Below are 17,478 nucleotides of genomic sequence, written 5' to 3'. Positions count from 1 at the left end.
CGTTTTTAATCTGGTGCTACGGCAAGCTTGTGGAAAAACAGCTGCAGCAGGAGATTGTGGAAGAGCTCCGGAACAGTTATCGAGGAAAACCTGCTTTTGTGGATGAATTGGGGAAGGTTTAGATGTGAAAACACTGCTTCAAAACGCCCTGTATCGTTTTTGAAGCGGTGTCTTATTATTGAGTACGCGTCCTGCATCCCAACCATGAATTTTGACCACGGTTGATTTTCATGCGTGATTAAAGCTGCCGGTTCCCCACACAAATAAAGATTATGAAAAAAATAAATCTTCACGCCTAAATGAATCTCTAAAAGATCCTAACCTAACTAGTCCTACTTCCTCTTCACAGTACATATATTTGATGAACTGAAAGAAAAGAGGAGAGCGACTTGGAAAAAAGGACAGACCATGTTGATTTGATTTTGACAACAGCAGGATTGGGTTTGGTAAGCCTGCTGTGGTTGGTTGCGGATAAACTATTGGAGCCTATTAAAGGCAAAGATATCTGCGGGCTTGAGGAAGACATGTTTCGAGGCTTACTTCAATTGGAAAATGTAGAACATCTCTACAATCCATTTATTCATTTATTTATCCCACTGGTGCTTGTCATCCTTTCATTTGTACTCTCGGTTATCGTATGTATTTCTTTGTGCAAATCCATGCGAACCTATGACGATTCTTTATTGGCTATAGTTCTTAAAAGTCTATTCATTGTAATATTCTTGTTCCTGATAGTCGTGACCGGTCGTGTGGCGTGGATTTTGATGGGCCTGTGAAAAGTCGTGCAAAACAATTCAGACACGATTTGGAATTGTATACAATGTTGAGCTGTTATAAGCGACAAACTTAATCAACAGCAAAATGGCTGCCTTTCAACTAAGAGGGCAGCTAAATCACGTATGCTCCTTCTATCTCATTCCTCAATCAGTAACTTTCAGCCGCTTTGCGTAAAAAACTAAATTCTTCCCATGAATGAATCTCATAAGTTGGTTGAACCGCCGTGTTGTTCACACGGCCGTCCGGGTTAAACCAGCAAGTATCAATGCCGGCATTAATGCCTCCCTGTATGTCCGATGTCAGCGAATCGCCGATCATCAGTACGCGGGAAGGGTCCGTGATGCCGAGTTTTTTAAATGTATAGTCGAAGATTTCAGGCTGCGGTTTCTTGAAGCCTGTTTCTTCGGAGCAGATGATGGCCTCGAATGTATTATGCAGCGGGGAGCCGGCGATGCGGGCGAGCTGGGCGAGTGTGAAGCCGTTCGTTAAAATGGCCAACCGGGAATCTGCCAACCCTGCAAGCATTTCCGGTACGCCTTCGATGACATGTGATTCGCGTCCCAAGTTTTCAATATATAGATCTCCGAAATGCTGTGCGTCCATTGTTAGATCATGCTGCTCGAATAACCGCCGGAAACGTTCCACTTTCAACTCCTCAAGCGTTATGCGTCCTTGTTCAAGATCATCCCAAATGACCGAGCTGATGGCATGGTAGCTGGCGCGGTACTTTGCCAGGCCGTCCGGCAAACCGAAAGAGGTAAATGTATTGCCGAGCGCATGCTTCTCCGTCTCACCAAAATCAAACAGCGTATCGTCCAAATCAAATAAAAATAACTCATATGACATAAAGAAAGACTCCTTTTTTCTGCAATTATTACTAGTATACCACGGAAGAGGAACGGTTCCTAAATCAAATACTGCGACTTTATGACCTCCCAGTTCTTTTAATGATTTGACAGAATTGCATTTCATATTACCCATGTCTTTAGAAATTATAAATTATACCGATATAGGAATATGAAATGAAGTTTAAGGGGGCGCATCATGCAGTCAATTGAGGAGTTAGTATTAAAAGATACTTTGAAAAAGAACAAGGTAATGGCGATTACGATGGGCATCACGCTGTTCGTTGCGGTTATGCAGGCTATTGCTTTTAATGACACAGGAACTGTTATTTTATACAGTCTTGATTTTTTAGGCGTGGTCGGATTTTATTTTCTATTTTCCAAGTTATTCAATAAGCCGGAATGGTATGCTTACACGGCTATTTTCAATGTGTTTACGTTTGCTTTAATTGGAACTATTTTATTCGACGGTGGCATGAAAGCGGTCATCATCAGTATTTTTCTTGCCATCTTCTCGGCAGTCCAGTTGAAGCTGCAGCCTTTTCTTTTCGGTTATGTATACGGCTTGATCCTGCTGATCGTCAACCGGATGACGAGCGCTGACCAAATGGTCGGGGAACTGTTCAGCTATGCCTTTTTACTGTACTTGTTGCTTGGGTTCATGTTCATTGCTATTATGCGGCTGACGACCGGGCAATTCAGACAGGTTGCGGCTTTTACGCAGGAGTTTGCGGAAGATGCAAAACGGCAGGAAAACGAAAAAGCGGCTTTGGAAAAGAATTCATTGGAAATTATCGAAAATATTTCAGGAATGAATGTGCGCATTCAGCAAAATATGACGTCACAGGACAATATGGTATCCGTTGTGGAGGAAATGGCGGAGGGCAGTCAGTCGCAGGCTGGTCAGATTTCAACCATTGCGCAAAATACGGTGTCCATGAAAGATGGCATGACTTCTTTATTCAATTTAGCAAATGAATTGAAAAGGGAATCAGGCGAAGCGAACGGAGTGGCAGTGGAAGGCAAAGAGCAAATCGATGTCCTGTCAGCTGATATGTTGATGCTGAAGGAGAATATCGCCCAGCTGCATGAGACCTACCTCTCGTTATCCAATAAATTGAATGAGACGAATGAATTCGCCGCCATCATCAAAGGAATCACAGAACAGACGAACCTGCTTGCGCTCAATGCGTCCATAGAAGCTGCGAGGGCCGGGGAAGCAGGCAAAGGATTCGCGGTCGTCGCGGATGAAATCAGGAAATTGGCAGACGTGACGAATAAAACGACCGAAAAAATCACAGCCAACTTGTCAGAACTGAACGACAGCAATCGCATCGCTTTCCAAAAAATGACGGAGAGCAGCGAGAAGATTGAACAAAATGCGCTGACGACGGAACAAGTTTCTGATCAGATTCTAAAGATCGCTTCGACACTTGAGCATCTGGATGAAGGCTTAGTCCAGTTCTCATCCTCATCCACTGAAATGATTGAGCAGGCAACGGAAATCGAAGACTCCACAAATAATTTTGCGGCAATTTACGAAGAGACGTCCGCTAACTTGCAGGAAATGAGCAAAATCATCGACAATCTGACTGCTGATAGCCGGATTGTGGCAGAAGAGATGGACAGTACGGCCCGGAAGGTTACTTCGTTGTAATTAAGGGGAGAATATTAGGGTTATCCAACAAAGGTACATGGTTTTCACCCAGTTTAGAGTGCTTTTCGCAAGTTGGGACACCTATTCATCATAGAAAGATACCAATACCTGAACAATTACTATTTATTTAGAACATTATCAACGAACAAGAATCCGCAAGCGACTACTCAGCTGCAGATTCTTGTTCGTTTTAATAAGTCATTTTACTTAATACACGCTTACGTTGTTTTCGAAAAAAACATACAAAATTACATGATTTGTAGGGCACATCTGTCTTCGGTCACTTCTTTAATAATCTTAATTTGACCATTGGTATGTTCTTTCACGGCTTGACCAATTTTGTAAGCAATATGAAAATCGAAAAAATGAGCACGCTCCCTGCATAGAGAGCGTGTTCAAAATTTCAAATATCTAAACTATGCGGGAGCTTCATACTTTTTCATACACACACTCTCCACCAATATAAGTCCTCTCCACAACAGACCTCAAATCAAAGGGATCTCCATTCCAAATAACAAAATCCGCATCTTTTCCCCATTCAATTGAACCCACTTGGTCCGCTATCCCTAAATGTTTTGCTGCATTTAAGGTGATCGTCTGCAATGCCTTCTCTTCTGTTAATCCATTTTTAATCGCAAGGATAGCACTTGTCATTAAATGTTCGATACCTACGACGGGATGATCTGTTGTTAGTGAAATTGAAATGTTTGCTTCATCAAGTGCACGAACAGTTTCCCAAGTTTGTTCGGCTAATTCAAACTTTGGCCGGGTGGACATGGTGGGACCGACTGCTACCGGGATATTGCTACCGGCCAGCAGGTCTGTGACTAGATGTCCTTCTGTTCCATGTTCAATTGAGACTTCGATTTGGAATTCTTTTTGGATTCGTAGAACAGTCGCTATGTCGTCAGCTCTGTGTGCATGGACGCGTAGAGGAATTTCACGATGTAATACTTTTACGATATGGTCTAGTCCTAGATTTGGAGGACATTTTCCTGCTTTTCTTTGTGCGGCGTAATAATCTGCCTTCAAGAACTGTTCGCGCAGTCGGGCTGCGATGCCCATTCTCGTCTGGACTGTTTGGCGATGATACGCTTTTGGATTTTCTCCCATAGCTGCCTTGAGTCCGGATGGGTTTCTGACAATGCATTTGTCGACGACGGTTCCGGCTGTTTTGATGACGACCATTTCCCCGCCGATGATGTTTGCACTTCCCGGCATGACTTGGACTGTTGTGACGCCAGCGCGGCGGGCGTCTTCGAAACCGCTGTCCCTCATTGTGATGGCATCGATTGTGTTCACTTCAGGAGTTGTATCCGAACTGGATTCATTGAAATCATGCCCGGCTTCGCCTACGCCTTGTTGATTGATGCCGAGATGTGTATGGACGTCGATAAGCCCTGGTGTAATCACTTTTCCTTTTGCATCGATTACGGCATTTTCGAGTTGCGATTCCTCAAATGGATCCGCAAACTTGCCCTCCACAATGGCAATCGTTTCTATGGATGGAGTTCCAAAGCCTTTATAGACGAGTGCGTTCTTAACAAGCAGCATTGTCTATTCCTCCTTTTTTATTGTATGAATTTCATTTTAAACGACTAGGAGCGAATAATGATTAGAATATCTTCCAAGATGATAACGCTTACTTTTGGGAGAAATTCTATATTATTCGTAAACGCCATCAATTAAACTTGGAATAGTTAGACAACTTGAAAAGGAGTGGGATGTAATGAAGAGGTTCGTAGGATTGCTTGGGGTTGCTTTATTGTTGATGCTTGCCGGGTGTTCAGGTAATCAAGAGTCTTCACCGAAGAAAGAAGACACGCCGAATTCAGAAAGTCAAAAAGAAAGTATCGGAGAGCCAGTAGAAGGCGGCACATTGTCGATTGTTGATCTCAATGATGCACAGGGATTAGATCCGCATAGTGAAACAAATGCTCAATCGATGCATTACATCGAGAATATGTACAACACGCTTTTTAAATATAAAGAAGGCACATACGGTGAAATTGAAGGGGATCTAGTAAAGGATTATGAGATTTCTGAAGATGGCACCGTCTACACATTCACCTTGCATGACGGAGTCAAATTCCATAACGGTGATGATCTGACATCGCAGGATGTGAAGTATTCGATTGAACGGATTGTTGAACAACTTGTCCGTGCGCCGCAGTTCGAAGATATAGAGACCATCGAAACACCGAATGAGCAAACTGTAATTATTAATCTGAAAAAGCCAGTAGCTCCATTTTTAACGTTTCTTGCGTATCCGATGAATGCAATCGTCAATCAATCAGTTGTCGAAGGAAATGGCGGCAGCTTGGATAATGTGGATGCAGGCAGTGGTCCGTTCCAATTGGTCCATTGGAAGAAAGACCAGGAAATGGTGCTGGAGAAATTTGAAGACTATTTCAAAGAAGGATTGCCTTATCTAGATCAGATTACTTGGAAAGCTGTACCGGACGAGACGTCTAGAACGACTGCAATCCGTAATAATGAAATTGACGTAATTTTACAGTTGTCACCGAAAGATATTCAGTTGCTTTCAAAATCGGATGGTCTATCGGTTGAGCCCGTGACCGGTACATATTGGGAGTATATTGGGTTGAATGTGACAGCGGGTCCTTTAAAAGAAAAAGCTGTAAGACAAGCCATTGCAACGGCCATTGATCGGGAGGCAATGAATAAGGCGGTGAAGTTTGGCCAAGCAACGATCTTGGCAGGCGGTCCGATTCCTGAAGGTCATTGGGCAGATGCGAAGTTAGATAACTACTCAAAACCAGATATTGAAAAAGCGAAAACATTATTAAAAGAAGCAGGTTATGAAGATGGTTTTGACATTTCCTTGAAAGTCGGTCAAAACAAAGCACAAGTGGATGCGGCACAAGTGGTGAAACAACAATTGAAGCCAATTGGAATCGATGTAGAAATTCTCCAGCAGGAAGACAGTATTTTCTTTGACGCGTTAGGGAAAAAAGATTTTGAGATGTCCATAGTCGGCTGGGTAGGGTTTGTCGATCCCGATGAATTCCTATACAACATCTTCCACACGGATGAAGTATTTAACCAACAAGCCTACTCCAATCCTGAAGTCGACAGTTTATTGGAAGAAGGCAGGGAGACAGCTGAACAGAACGATCGATATGACATCTATAAAAAGGCACAATCCATTATCGTAGATGACGCACCGATGATATTCTTATATGCAAATCAGCATGCATCGGCGATACGGGATGGTGTACATGGTTTTGATGTGAATCCTACAGTAACTACAAAGTCTTTGGAAACTACATGGATTGATCGCTGATCACCGGAAAAGGGATGAGTCTGCTCATCCCTTTTCAAACTAGGAGGTGTCTAATTGTTTACATATATTTTACGTCGTTTGCTCATTGCAATTCCTGTGTTGTTCGGTATATCCGTCTTGGCCTTTTTCATGGTGCGGTTGGTGCCTGGAGATACTGTAACGGCTATGCTCGGTACGAATTACAATGAAGCGCAAGCAGAAATCCTTAGACAAAAGTATGGGTTGGATCAATCGATCATCGTCCAATATGGTCTTTGGATCATGAATGTAGTAAAAGGTGATTTGGGAATCTCTTCCCTGACAAATGAACCGGTTTTCGACATACTTCTTACACGTCTTCCCATTACGCTGGAACTCAGTTTTATTAGTATACTTTTTGCTTTGTTAATCGCGATTCCACTGGGCACGATTGCAGCATTGAAGCGAAATACACCTGTTGATTATGGAGCCAGTTTTTTTGGAATGTTCGGTATTTCGGTTCCGAACTTTTGGCTTGGTACATTGATGATTTTATATTTATCTCTTCATTTAAGTTGGTTGCCTTCCAGTGGATTTGTCCCTCTTTCAGATGGTGTTTGGGCGAATATCAAAACGATGATTATGCCTGGTATTGCACTAGGGACTTCTGTGGGAGCCGTCACGATGCGGATGACACGTTCTTCAATGCTGGAAGTGTTAGGCGAAGAGTATATGAAAATGGCAAAAGCGAAAGGCGTTACCAATTCTCGTCTCATCTGGAAACACGGATTGCGAAATGCCTTAGTTCCGGTGGTGACTGTGCTGGGTATCCAAGCAGGATATTTACTGGGTGGTTCAATTATTATTGAGCAAATTTTTTCATTGCCGGGTATTGGGCAACTTGCTTTGCAGGCAATTTCCAATCGGGATTACAGTTTGCTGCAAGGAACAATTCTATTTATTGCCAGTGCATTTGTATTGATTAATTTAGCAGTGGATATCATTTATGCCTTAATCAATCCAAAAATTCGATACAGTTAGGATGAGGTGGAATGACGTATGAAAGATACTTGGAAAAGATTTAAGCAAAATCGCTTTGCGTTCGTTGGCTTTCTATTCATTGCCCTCATTCTGGTTGTGGCTCTGTTTGCAAAATGGATTGTGCCATATGATCCGTACTTCATGGATTCGAGCAGTCCGCTTACTTCGCCAAATGGTCAACATTGGTTTGGAACCGATCAGTTCGGACGTGATATTTTCAGCCGAATCTTATATGGAACACAAATTTCATTGAAGGTTGGATTGATAGCAGTTGGTTTTTCGTTGTTTTTTGGAACGATTATCGGAATTGTCGCAGGCTATTTTGGCGGGAAGATTGACCAAGTGCTATCGAGGATTACGGATGTGTTGTTCGCGTTTCCGGATATTCTACTGGCATTAGTTATTATGGCGATCTTGGGACCGAGCCTAACGAATTTGATGATTGCAATTGGTATTGTCTATACTCCAATTTTCGCTCGAATTGCTCGCGGCGCGGTCCTTAGTATTCGTGATTCGTTATATATTGAGGCAGCACGTTCAATGGGGGTCAATTCTTTTCAAATCATGCTTCGCCATATACTGCCCAATTCGTTAGCGCCTTTGATCGTGCAGGTTACGCTTTCGTTTGCCTTTGCTATTTTAGCCGAAGCGGCATTAAGTTTCTTGGGATTAGGGGTTTCACCAGACACGCCTTCATGGGGCATTATGTTGAGTGAGGCAAAAGATTGGATGGAGATTTCTTGGTGGACTGCCATATTCCCTGGTGTAGCAATTACGCTGGCTGTACTGAGTTTTAATATTATGGGAGATGGATTGCGTGACGCACTGGATCCACGTTTGAAAAATGAACGTTAAAAGGAGGTCAACTACTATGCCTGAAGTGAAGAAACCGTTATTAGAAGTGAAATCATTGACTACCTCTTTTCGTACAGATCGGGGATTGGTACGGGCGGTTGATGATGTCTCTTTTACAATCGATCATGGACAGATTTTAGGCATTGTCGGTGAATCAGGTTCTGGGAAAAGTATGACTTCACAATCGATTTTACGATTAATCGGCAGTAGGAAAAGTGAACAGGTAAACGGGGAAGTTCTATTTGAGGGGCAGGATTTGCTGAAATTACAGGAGCGGCAGATGCAGAAAATCAGAGGGAAGGAAATTAGTTTAATTGCGCAGGATCCTATGACATCATTGAATCCAGTATATACAGTAGGCAATCAAATTGCGGAAGTACCTATGATACATGAGGGGTTTTCCAAGAAGAATGCTTGGGTCAAGGCTATTGAAATGATTAAGCGCGTAGGGATTCCTTCTGCGGAAGTTCGGGCTGCACAATATCCCCATGAGTTTAGTGGTGGAATGAGACAACGCGGAGTTATTGCGATGGCTCTTGCTGGGAATCCGAAGCTTCTCATTGCAGATGAACCGACTACTGCACTGGATGTGACGATCCAATCTCAAATTTTAGAGCTAATTCTGAATTTGCGGAACGAAACGGGCGCAGGCATTATGCTCATTACACATGATTTAGGAGTAGTGGCGGAAATATGTGATCAAGTCGCAGTTATGTATGCGGGGAAGATCGTGGAAAAGGCATCTGTAGTGGAGTTGTTTTCAAACCCTAAACATCCGTACACACAAGGACTGCTGGCCTCGCTTCCAAAACTCGGAGATAAAACACGATTGACACCAATTCCGGGACAGCCACCCAATTTACATCATCTGTCAAGCGGCTGTGCCTTTGCAGATCGATGTCCTTTTGTAATGGACAAATGCCGATCCGTTCAACCTGCTTTAAAAAAAGAGCAAACTGAACATCAAGTAGCGTGTCTTCTATTTAACGAGGAGGGTGGAGATGAAAACCAATAATCAAGAGCTTGTACGGGTGGAAAATCTAACGAAACATTTTACATTAGGCGGTTCATTCTTAAATAAAAAACAAGAAATCATTCGTGCGGTGGAAAATCTATCTTTTACTGTTTATAAGGGAGAGACACTAGGAATTGTCGGTGAATCCGGCTGTGGAAAATCCACTACAGGGCGCTTGCTTCTACGATTAATGGAGGCGACGTCAGGATCCGTATTTTTTGAAGGTGAAAATGTGCTGGAGTATTCAAAAGAACAATTGCGCGCTAAACGTAAAGATTTCCAGATGATTTTTCAAGATCCCTATGCTTCGCTCAATCCACGAATGACGGTAGAAGAGCTGATTAGTGAGCCGTTGCGAACGTATAAAGTTCAGAATAGGAAAGAGCGTTTATTGAAGCTTGTCGATGCGGTAGGTATTCCAAAGGATTATTTGACACGATATCCCCATGAATTTTCTGGCGGCCAGCGTCAGCGGATTGGAATTGCGCGTTCATTGGCGTTAAATCCGAAGTTCATTGTAGCGGATGAACCTGTTGCTGCATTGGATGTTTCCATACAAGCACAAATTATTAATTTGATGAAAGATTTGCAGGATGAATTTGATTTGACTTATTTGTTTATCGCACACGATTTGAGTGTAATTGAGTATATTAGTGATCGGATTGCTGTGATGTATCTAGGTGGTATTGTAGAATTGACTTCAAGCGAACGTTTGTATGAGAAACCATTACATCCTTATACGCAAGCGCTTATTTCAGCTATTCCTATACCAGATCCAACCATTTCACGGGATCGCATAAAATTATTCGGAGATATTCCGAGCCCTATGAATCCGCCTGCCGGGTGTAAATTTCATACGCGTTGTCCTTTGGCGCAAGACATTTGCAAACAGGCGATTCCAGAGCTAAGAGAAGTAGAACCGGAACATTTTGTTGCGTGTCATCTAGTAGAGGAGAGTTTATTATGACGTATTCAATCATTGCACGTTGTCCTGATACAGGTAATTTTGGAGCTGCAATCGCTTCTTGTTTTCCGGCTGTAGGCGCACATTCACCTGCTATTCAAGCAGACGTAGGAATTATCGCTACACAAGGTTGGGTGAATCCGTCGCTTGGTGGAAAAGGCATGCACTTTTTACGTGATGGCCACACGGCGAATGCGACGCTCAATACATTGCTCCATGGTGACCCTGGAAGAGAATTACGTCAATTAGCGGTTGTAGACCGATTTGGCAATAGCGCTGTGTATACTGGAATTGATAACGATGAAGAGAAGGGCCATATAATTGGAGAGCATTATGCTATTTTGGGAAATCTCCTTGCAAATAAAGAAATGCTGGGCGCCATGGAATATGCATTTAAAAATACAGAAGGAAAATTACAAGATAAGCTGCTGGCCGCATTGGTCAAGGGAGATCAAATGGGCGGCGATCGCCGAGGTAAGCAATCTGCCATACTCAAAGTGGTTGCCTTGGAGGGATATCCATATGTAGACTTCCGGGTAGACGACGCGGAAGAGCCGGTTCTCGAATTGGAACAAATTTATTTGAAAAACAAGCATGTGCTGATTGATCGATATGATGAATGGGTGGAAACGATTGAAGCGGGTATCCGACTGACATAGAACGGAAAGGGCGGGGCAGATGTGAACACTTCCAAAACGGATATACCTAATAATGCCTTATATGAAGTTCTGAGTTCCGCTACGTCAGCCATTTTAAATGCAGTGGGACAAAATCAATTTCTGAAAAAAATTCTAGATGAAATGATTGGTGCAATACCACAATTCGATTCTGGATTCTTATTTATATTCAGCGGGAAAACAAATAAGTTGATCGTAAAATATGCCATAGGCTATTCAGAAGAAAGTTATCGTAAAACACAATTAAAAACGGGCGAAGGAATTACAGGATTGGCCTATCAAATGAAAGAGCCCCAGTTTCTCATTACGCGTGAAGCTGTGATTAAAGCGATGCGTACAATGACCCCTTCCAATCTATCGCACTACATCCAATCCACTATTGCAGCGGAGTATCCCAATCAAACTATCGCGCTACCACTGATGGATGATCATGGCGCGGTGGGTGTTTTAACGATGAGCGGACATGATCCTTTGGCACATTACCCGGGGGACTTTGTAAAAACGCTTCAAATGTTTACTCCGGTTCTTACGATGTCCTACAGATTCCATTTAGCGAAAGAAAAAGAGCGTTATTTGGAGAAAGAACTTAAATTAACGACCATCGCCCTACATAAAGAACATGAGCAACAGCAGAAAACAGCAGATTTATATAATGAATTAACGATGCTCAGCAACAAGAAGAAGGGGATTGCCGAAATGGTGTCCGCTTTACAGACATACGTACAGGCACCGATAATGTTGTATGATGATCTGTTTAATTTGATTGCTCCAAGCCAATCGATTCCTGTACAACTTCCTCCTGGAATGATTTCAACAAAAGAAGTACAGTACGTGATTGCTACGAAAAAATGGCAAGTTTATAATGACAAAAAGGGTACATCGATCATTATCATACCGATTGTTGGATCGGATTCCGTCATTGGGTTTCTGTTGACATTTATTGAAGAGAAAGAGATTCACCAAGTAAATCGAATGTTGCTGGAATACGGAGCTTCTTTACTGTCTCTTGAAATGATTAAGCAACACTCGATTAAAGAAGCACAGCAAATGATTTATGGTGAGTTATTTGAAAAGGTTTTGTTGGGTGCATATGACAGTCAATTGGATGAGCAAGCTAAAAATTTAGGGCTCATGCCCCGAGATTTCTATGTAGCGCTCATTTGCAGTGAACTAGAAAAGAATCCAAACGATAGTCGATACGAACGTGAGAAATGGATGAAGTGGATTGAGGGAGCTTTAGAATTTCATCATATTAAAGGGATCGTTACACAGCGGGATCAGCAAATCATTGCCTTTATTTCTTTTCCGGAATCGGGAGGAAAAGAGAGCGCCAGGAGTTCATTGACCGAGCTCTCAAAATATTTGAGTTCCATGAACTGGCCTGTTTTTATTGGTTTAGGAAGAGTATATGACAGTTTTCATGATATTCCAAAGTCCTTTGAAGACGCAGAAAAAAGCTTGTCATTATTAAGAAAAAAGAAAACAGGAAGAGTTCATCTATTTTCAGATGGTGGCATCAACCGGATATTATTGGACTTGGAACGTACTGAATTGGAAACATTCTTAACAGATCATTTAGGTGTATTGCTTACTGAATCGAACCAAGAGCTGCTGGGGACATTGCGTGTATATGTGCGGAATAATAAAGCGTTGAAGCTCACAACAGATCAATTAATGATCCATCAGAATACACTTTATTATAGGTTGAAACGAATAGAAACAACGTTAGGCATTATGCTGACAGATCCTGAAAAGTGGTTCGATGTTCAATTGGCATGTAAAATTTATGATTATTTGCATGATTGATTTGAATGACTTAGGAATCAATGACCTCTAAATATTGTTAAGGAACTGCATACAAAGCTTAGGAAAATGAACCTGAAATAGTAGCTTTAATGACGTCGTTTTGAGTACCTGTATAAAAAACAATCTTGTGCGTGTAAACTCTCATATTTGTTTTCGCACAGGTACTTTATAGATTATTTTTCAACAGTCAACGTCTTTCGTTCAAAAATGAATTCCTCCCATGAATGATTCTCATAAGTCGGTTGAGAGTAGTCAAAAAAAGTTCTTCTTCTGACACGATGCGTAATTTAAAAAAATATGCAAAATATTAAAATGATATTGACAACTCAAATAAAATTTTATACGATAAGTTAGATTAGTAAGCGTTTTCAAGAATTGAGGTGAAGAAAAGTTGCTTAATAGTTATGATTAATTTGGTTGATATTTTTTTACGTGATAGTTTAGGTGCTTAAGTGAGAGCGAATTGAGGTGCGACTGTTTTAATAAATGAAGTGATTTTAAATATCTGACTGAAATGGTTTAGGTGCTTAATCGTGATTATTTTTTGGGTAATATTACAAAGCCTTAATTATCAAATATGTAAAGAAACAAAATTACTGATTTCTTACAGTATATCATTCGAATAAGGGAGGGTAATATTATGACCCAAAATCAACCTGAAACAAAAAACGAAAAACCAAAGAGAAAAATTAAAATGCCACACTTGCTTTGGATAATGTTTGGCCTATTGCTGTTAGCGAGTCTTGCCACTTATCTTATCCCTGCAGGAAACTTTGCGAAAGACGCGGATGGGAAAGTGCTGGGAAATCAATTCAGTTTTATCGGTCAGCAGACTCCGGTTAGTCCTTGGAAGATGATGATGCTGTTTATGGATGGTCTAACCCAGTCAAGCACTGTCATTTTCCTAGTGCTCGTGTCAGGAGCAACGATTAGTGTTTTACTGGCATCTGGAGCAATTGATAATATTCTAAACTGGGCTATTTATAAACTGAAAGATAAAGGGCCGGGAATACTTGTAGCTGCAATGTTTATCCTGATTGTCTATATCGGGGGATTCGCCGGAAGTGACGCGCTGATTGCTTTAGTGCCAATCGGAGTAATTTTTGCAAAGAAACTTCGTTTAGATCCGTTGGTCGCTATCGGTATTACCACTTTTCCTGCATTATTAGGGTTCGGTACGGGGCCACAAGGGGTCTTTATTCCTCAGATCATGATTGGGGTTCAACCCTATTCAGGTTTCGGTCTGCGCTTCATTTTAATGAATGTGTTCATGGTACTCGGACTACTGTATTTAATGCGCTATATTAAGAAAATCCAGCGTGATGAGAGTGCCTCGTTAATGTACCGTGAAGGCTGGAGATCTCAGTTACTTGATACGGGTTCATTGGTTGAAGAAATTAAAGAGGAAAAATTAAAGCTGACAAGTGTATTGGCACTGGCATCATTTATCATTCAATACTTAGTCATCATTTCTTACTCTGCTTTTGACGGAAATCCAGACTTTCTATATAACTTTATTATCGTAATTAATATTTTAACTGCACTTGTGATTGGTCTATTCACCAGAATGTCATTTGATAATTTGGGAGAAGGATTTGCGAAAGGTCTTGCTTCGATGGCATTCATAGCTTTCATCATAGGTATGGCACGCGTTATGTCGCTGATCCTCACAGAAGGAAATATATTGGATACTATTGTTTATACTCTGACACAGCCATTGATGGGGATAGATAAAAGTTTTGCTACTGTTGGTATTTCTTTAATTGTCTCTTTGTTGAATCCGCTGGTGCCTTCTGCAACGAGTAAAGCAGCAATTCTGATTCCAATTATTCAGCCAATTGCAGAAACCCTTGGTTTAACAAAGCAAGTTGCTATCCAAGCTTTCCAGTTTGGTGATGGATTTACAAACATGGTGTCACCTGTCCTTGGCTGGACGATCGGCTCGTGTGTTGTAGCAGGTGTTTCGTTTGTCAAATGGGTACGCTGGGTGTTGCCGGCAGTTATATTATTTATGCTTGTCAGTTTCGTTATTTTAATTATATTGACATCTATTGGCTGGACTGGCGGCTCGGTTTAATAACGAATCTGATGAAAAAAGGGAGGAATTGAGATGATGATTCAACAAGTAAATGATTTCATACAACAGAAAGCAAAAAAGTATGAACGCGAAACAATAGAAATTCGTAAATACTTGCACGAAAATCCAGAACTAAGCAGTGAGGAAAAGAAGACTGCCAAATTTCTAAAACAAGAGATTAAGAAATATGGTCTGACCATTGAAGAAATCCCGGGGAGTACAGGATTTACTGCACTGCTCGATACTGGAAGAAAAGGGAAGACGCTTGGAATCAGAACCGATATCGATGCCCTCCCAATCAACGAAAACCCAATGAATTTAAAAGATGAAAGAAAGTATCTATCCAAGCAACCCGGCGTGATGCATGCTTGCGGCCATGATGGTCATATGGCTATTGTGTTAACTGTTATGAGGATTTTAAATGATATGCTGGAACAACTGAGTGGAAAAATCTACTTTATTTTCGAGGAAGGAGAAGAAATCGGAAGCGGGATTGCAGCAATGATTAGACACTTGGAAGATAAGGATATTGACGCAATATACGGTAACCATCTAGCGGCATTCCTGGACAGTAGCCAGATTTGTCTGGATGCAGGGCCAAAGATGGCTGGGGCAGTATTAGTGGATTTCACAGTGCACGGCACGGGTGGACATGGTTCCCGTCCAGACCTCTCGATTAATCCTCTATTTGCGGCTGCCCATATTTTAACGGGTTTATCAAACGCATGGGCCAATCAAATTAATGTGACAAAAACAGTTACCCTTGGCTTGACTCAAATACATGGAGGCAGTGCAAACAACGTGATTCCCGACACTGTCCGAATAGGAGGAACCCTTCGATTTTACGACATGGAAGAAGGGAAACGAGCACTGGAGATTGTGAGGAAAGTAACGGACTTGACTGCCCAGGCTCATAATTGCACAGTGACATTCAGTGAAGATTTCCGTGTAGCCGCACAGCCGGTTATTAATGATGGAAAACTGGCGGAGATTGCAGAGAGAGGGATAGGAGAAATGCTGCCTCAGTCACTTGTTAAAGATGTGAAATGGTTTGCATCAGAGTCGTTCAATCAATACGCAAAGATATCACCTACTCTGTTCGCCTTCATCGGCATCCGTAATGAGGAATTTGGCAGTGGCGCAGAACATCATAATGACCGTTTCGATGTAGATGAAGAGGCGCTGATCTACGGTGTGCTTGCGACAACAAAGTTTGCGGCAGACTTTTTAGCTGGTAGAACAGAATGATGAATATGAGTAGAGAAGGAAGTGTATGAGATGGCTTATGATTTCACAACTACAGTCAACAGAAAAAATACAGGTGCTTTGAAGTGGGAGCAAATGTATGGATGGAATCCTGATGTTACGGACGATGTGATTCCTTTATCTGTGGCAGATATGGAATTCAAGAATCCACCTGAAGTTATCAACGGGCTGAAAACCTTTTTAGATGATGCTGTCCTCGGCTATACAGGGCCGACTGCGGGATATTTACAGGCAGTCGTTGACTGGCAGAGAAAACGCCATGAATGGAAGATTGAGAAGGAATGGATTGTCAATACGCAAGGAATTGTATCTGCATTTTATACCGCAATCCGTGCGTTTTCTAAAAAAAATGATGGGGTTATTATCTTCCGTCCTGTCTATTATCCATTTGGAGCTGCCATAGACGATAATGAACGAACAGCAGTGAATGTCCCTCTTTTATACAATGAAGGAAACTATACGATAGATTTTGAAGACTTTGAAAAGGCAGCTGCCCAACCTGATAATAAAATCCTGTTATTTTGCAGTCCGCATAATCCGGTCGGCCGTGTCTGGACTCTGGATGAACTAGAGAAAGTTGCTGCTATAGCGGTGAAGCATGACCTGCTCATTATTTCTGATGAGATTTGGTATGACTTTACTATGCCTGGGTATAAACATACTGTGCTGGCAACAGTTAGTGATCAAGTGCAGGCAAATCTGATTACTTGCACTGCTCCGTCTAAGACCTTTAACCTAGCCGGAATGATGACTTCAAATGTCATCATTTCAGACCAGGATTTACGGGAAACATACAAGCGGGAACTAGAAATAATTAGGGCTGATATGGTCGGCATTCTCGGCTATAAGGCATGTGAGCTTGCTTATACAGAGTCGGAGGGATGGCTGGAAGAATTATTGGAAGTTATCAACACCAATCAGCATGTAGTTCATGACTACTTTAAAAATCATTTTCCATCTATTAAAGCACCCTTAATCGAAGGAACCTACCTACAATGGATAGACTTTCGAGCATTAAATATCTCACATGAGGAACTAGAAGAATTTCTGCATAACGAAGCATATTTCTTCACAGACGAAGGCTATGTTTTTGGTGAGGAAGGAAGAGGATTTGAGCGGGTTAATCTGGCATTGCCGACTGTGGCGTTACAGCAAGCTTTAGAAAGACTGGGCAATTCATTAAAGAAGCGATATGACATATAAATAAGATTGCCTTAAACAACAAGACAGCAT

14 protein-coding genes are annotated in these 17,478 nt (G+C 41.7%); 12 read left to right on the top strand and 2 right to left on the bottom strand.

Annotated features, from left to right (window positions below; translation table 11 throughout):
• Positions 1–389: 389 nt before the first annotated feature.
• Positions 390–776, top strand: coding sequence for a hypothetical protein (locus tag NCCP2331_RS10110; RefSeq protein WP_251670433.1), 387 nt, complete (start codon positions 390–392; stop codon positions 774–776).
• A gap of 148 nt (positions 777–924) precedes the next feature.
• Here the strand turns inward: NCCP2331_RS10110 and NCCP2331_RS10105 are convergent, their stop codons facing one another.
• Entirely contained in the window at positions 925–1,623 is a 699-nt protein-coding gene (locus NCCP2331_RS10105; RefSeq protein ID WP_251670431.1) for a YjjG family noncanonical pyrimidine nucleotidase, read from the bottom strand.
• A 198-nt stretch (positions 1,624–1,821) separates the two neighbouring features.
• On the opposite strand from NCCP2331_RS10105, the gene NCCP2331_RS10100 reads away from it, so the two are divergent.
• Positions 1,822–3,279: a methyl-accepting chemotaxis protein gene (locus NCCP2331_RS10100; protein ID WP_251670429.1), complete on the top strand. Its 1,458-nt coding sequence runs from the start codon at positions 1,822–1,824 to the stop codon at positions 3,277–3,279.
• 429 nt (positions 3,280–3,708) lie between these two features.
• Here NCCP2331_RS10100 and NCCP2331_RS10095 read toward each other — a convergent pair whose 3' ends face one another.
• Positions 3,709–4,833, bottom strand: a complete 1,125-nt coding sequence (locus NCCP2331_RS10095; RefSeq protein ID WP_251670427.1) for an amidohydrolase — start codon at positions 4,831–4,833, stop codon at positions 3,709–3,711.
• 175 nt (positions 4,834–5,008) lie between these two features.
• Between NCCP2331_RS10095 and NCCP2331_RS10090 the strand changes: the two genes are divergently transcribed.
• From NCCP2331_RS10090 to NCCP2331_RS10045, 10 genes are all read left to right on the top strand, one after another.
• A complete protein-coding gene (locus tag NCCP2331_RS10090) occupies positions 5,009–6,586 on the top strand; it encodes an ABC transporter substrate-binding protein (RefSeq protein ID WP_251670425.1) in 1,578 nt (525 codons plus the stop codon).
• Between the two features lie 54 nt (positions 6,587–6,640).
• The gene (locus NCCP2331_RS10085) at positions 6,641–7,585 is read left to right on the top strand and encodes an ABC transporter permease (protein WP_153722622.1); all 945 of its coding nucleotides are present in this window, start codon (positions 6,641–6,643) and stop codon (positions 7,583–7,585) included.
• Between the two features lie 18 nt (positions 7,586–7,603).
• Positions 7,604–8,440 carry an ABC transporter permease gene (locus tag NCCP2331_RS10080; protein ID WP_153722621.1) on the top strand — a complete coding sequence of 279 codons (837 nt, stop codon included), beginning with the start codon at positions 7,604–7,606 and terminating at the stop codon, positions 8,438–8,440.
• Between the two features lie 16 nt (positions 8,441–8,456).
• Positions 8,457–9,455 (top strand): ABC transporter ATP-binding protein, encoded by a 999-nt coding sequence (locus NCCP2331_RS10075; RefSeq protein WP_251670423.1) that lies wholly within the window; start codon positions 8,457–8,459, stop codon positions 9,453–9,455.
• Positions 9,442–10,422 (top strand): ABC transporter ATP-binding protein, encoded by a 981-nt coding sequence (locus NCCP2331_RS10070; protein WP_251670420.1) that lies wholly within the window; start codon positions 9,442–9,444, stop codon positions 10,420–10,422. Before NCCP2331_RS10075 ends, NCCP2331_RS10070 begins: the two co-directional genes overlap by 14 nt.
• The gene (locus tag NCCP2331_RS10065) at positions 10,419–11,078 is read left to right on the top strand and encodes a DUF1028 domain-containing protein (RefSeq protein WP_153722618.1); all 660 of its coding nucleotides are present in this window, start codon (positions 10,419–10,421) and stop codon (positions 11,076–11,078) included. The genes NCCP2331_RS10070 and NCCP2331_RS10065 overlap by 4 nt, the downstream gene beginning before the upstream one ends.
• Before the next feature lie 21 nt (positions 11,079–11,099).
• Positions 11,100–12,902 (top strand): helix-turn-helix domain-containing protein, encoded by a 1,803-nt coding sequence (locus NCCP2331_RS10060; RefSeq protein WP_251670418.1) that lies wholly within the window; start codon positions 11,100–11,102, stop codon positions 12,900–12,902.
• Between the two features lie 640 nt (positions 12,903–13,542).
• Positions 13,543–14,979 carry an AbgT family transporter gene (locus NCCP2331_RS10055; protein ID WP_251670416.1) on the top strand — a complete coding sequence of 479 codons (1,437 nt, stop codon included), beginning with the start codon at positions 13,543–13,545 and terminating at the stop codon, positions 14,977–14,979.
• A gap of 33 nt (positions 14,980–15,012) precedes the next feature.
• On the top strand, positions 15,013–16,227 hold the full coding sequence (locus NCCP2331_RS10050; protein ID WP_251670414.1) for an amidohydrolase: 1,215 nt from the start codon (positions 15,013–15,015) through the stop codon (positions 16,225–16,227).
• A 30-nt stretch (positions 16,228–16,257) separates the two neighbouring features.
• The gene (locus NCCP2331_RS10045; protein WP_251670412.1) at positions 16,258–17,448 is read left to right on the top strand and encodes a MalY/PatB family protein; all 1,191 of its coding nucleotides are present in this window, start codon (positions 16,258–16,260) and stop codon (positions 17,446–17,448) included.
• Positions 17,449–17,478: the final 30 nt, after the last annotated feature.

The organism is Sporosarcina sp. NCCP-2331, assembly GCF_023707945.1.
Taxonomy (GTDB): Bacteria; Bacillota; Bacilli; order Bacillales_A; family Planococcaceae; genus Sporosarcina; species Sporosarcina cascadiensis.
Note: the sequence above shows the minus strand (reverse complement) of the source record. Positions and strands in the feature narration are given on the sequence as shown.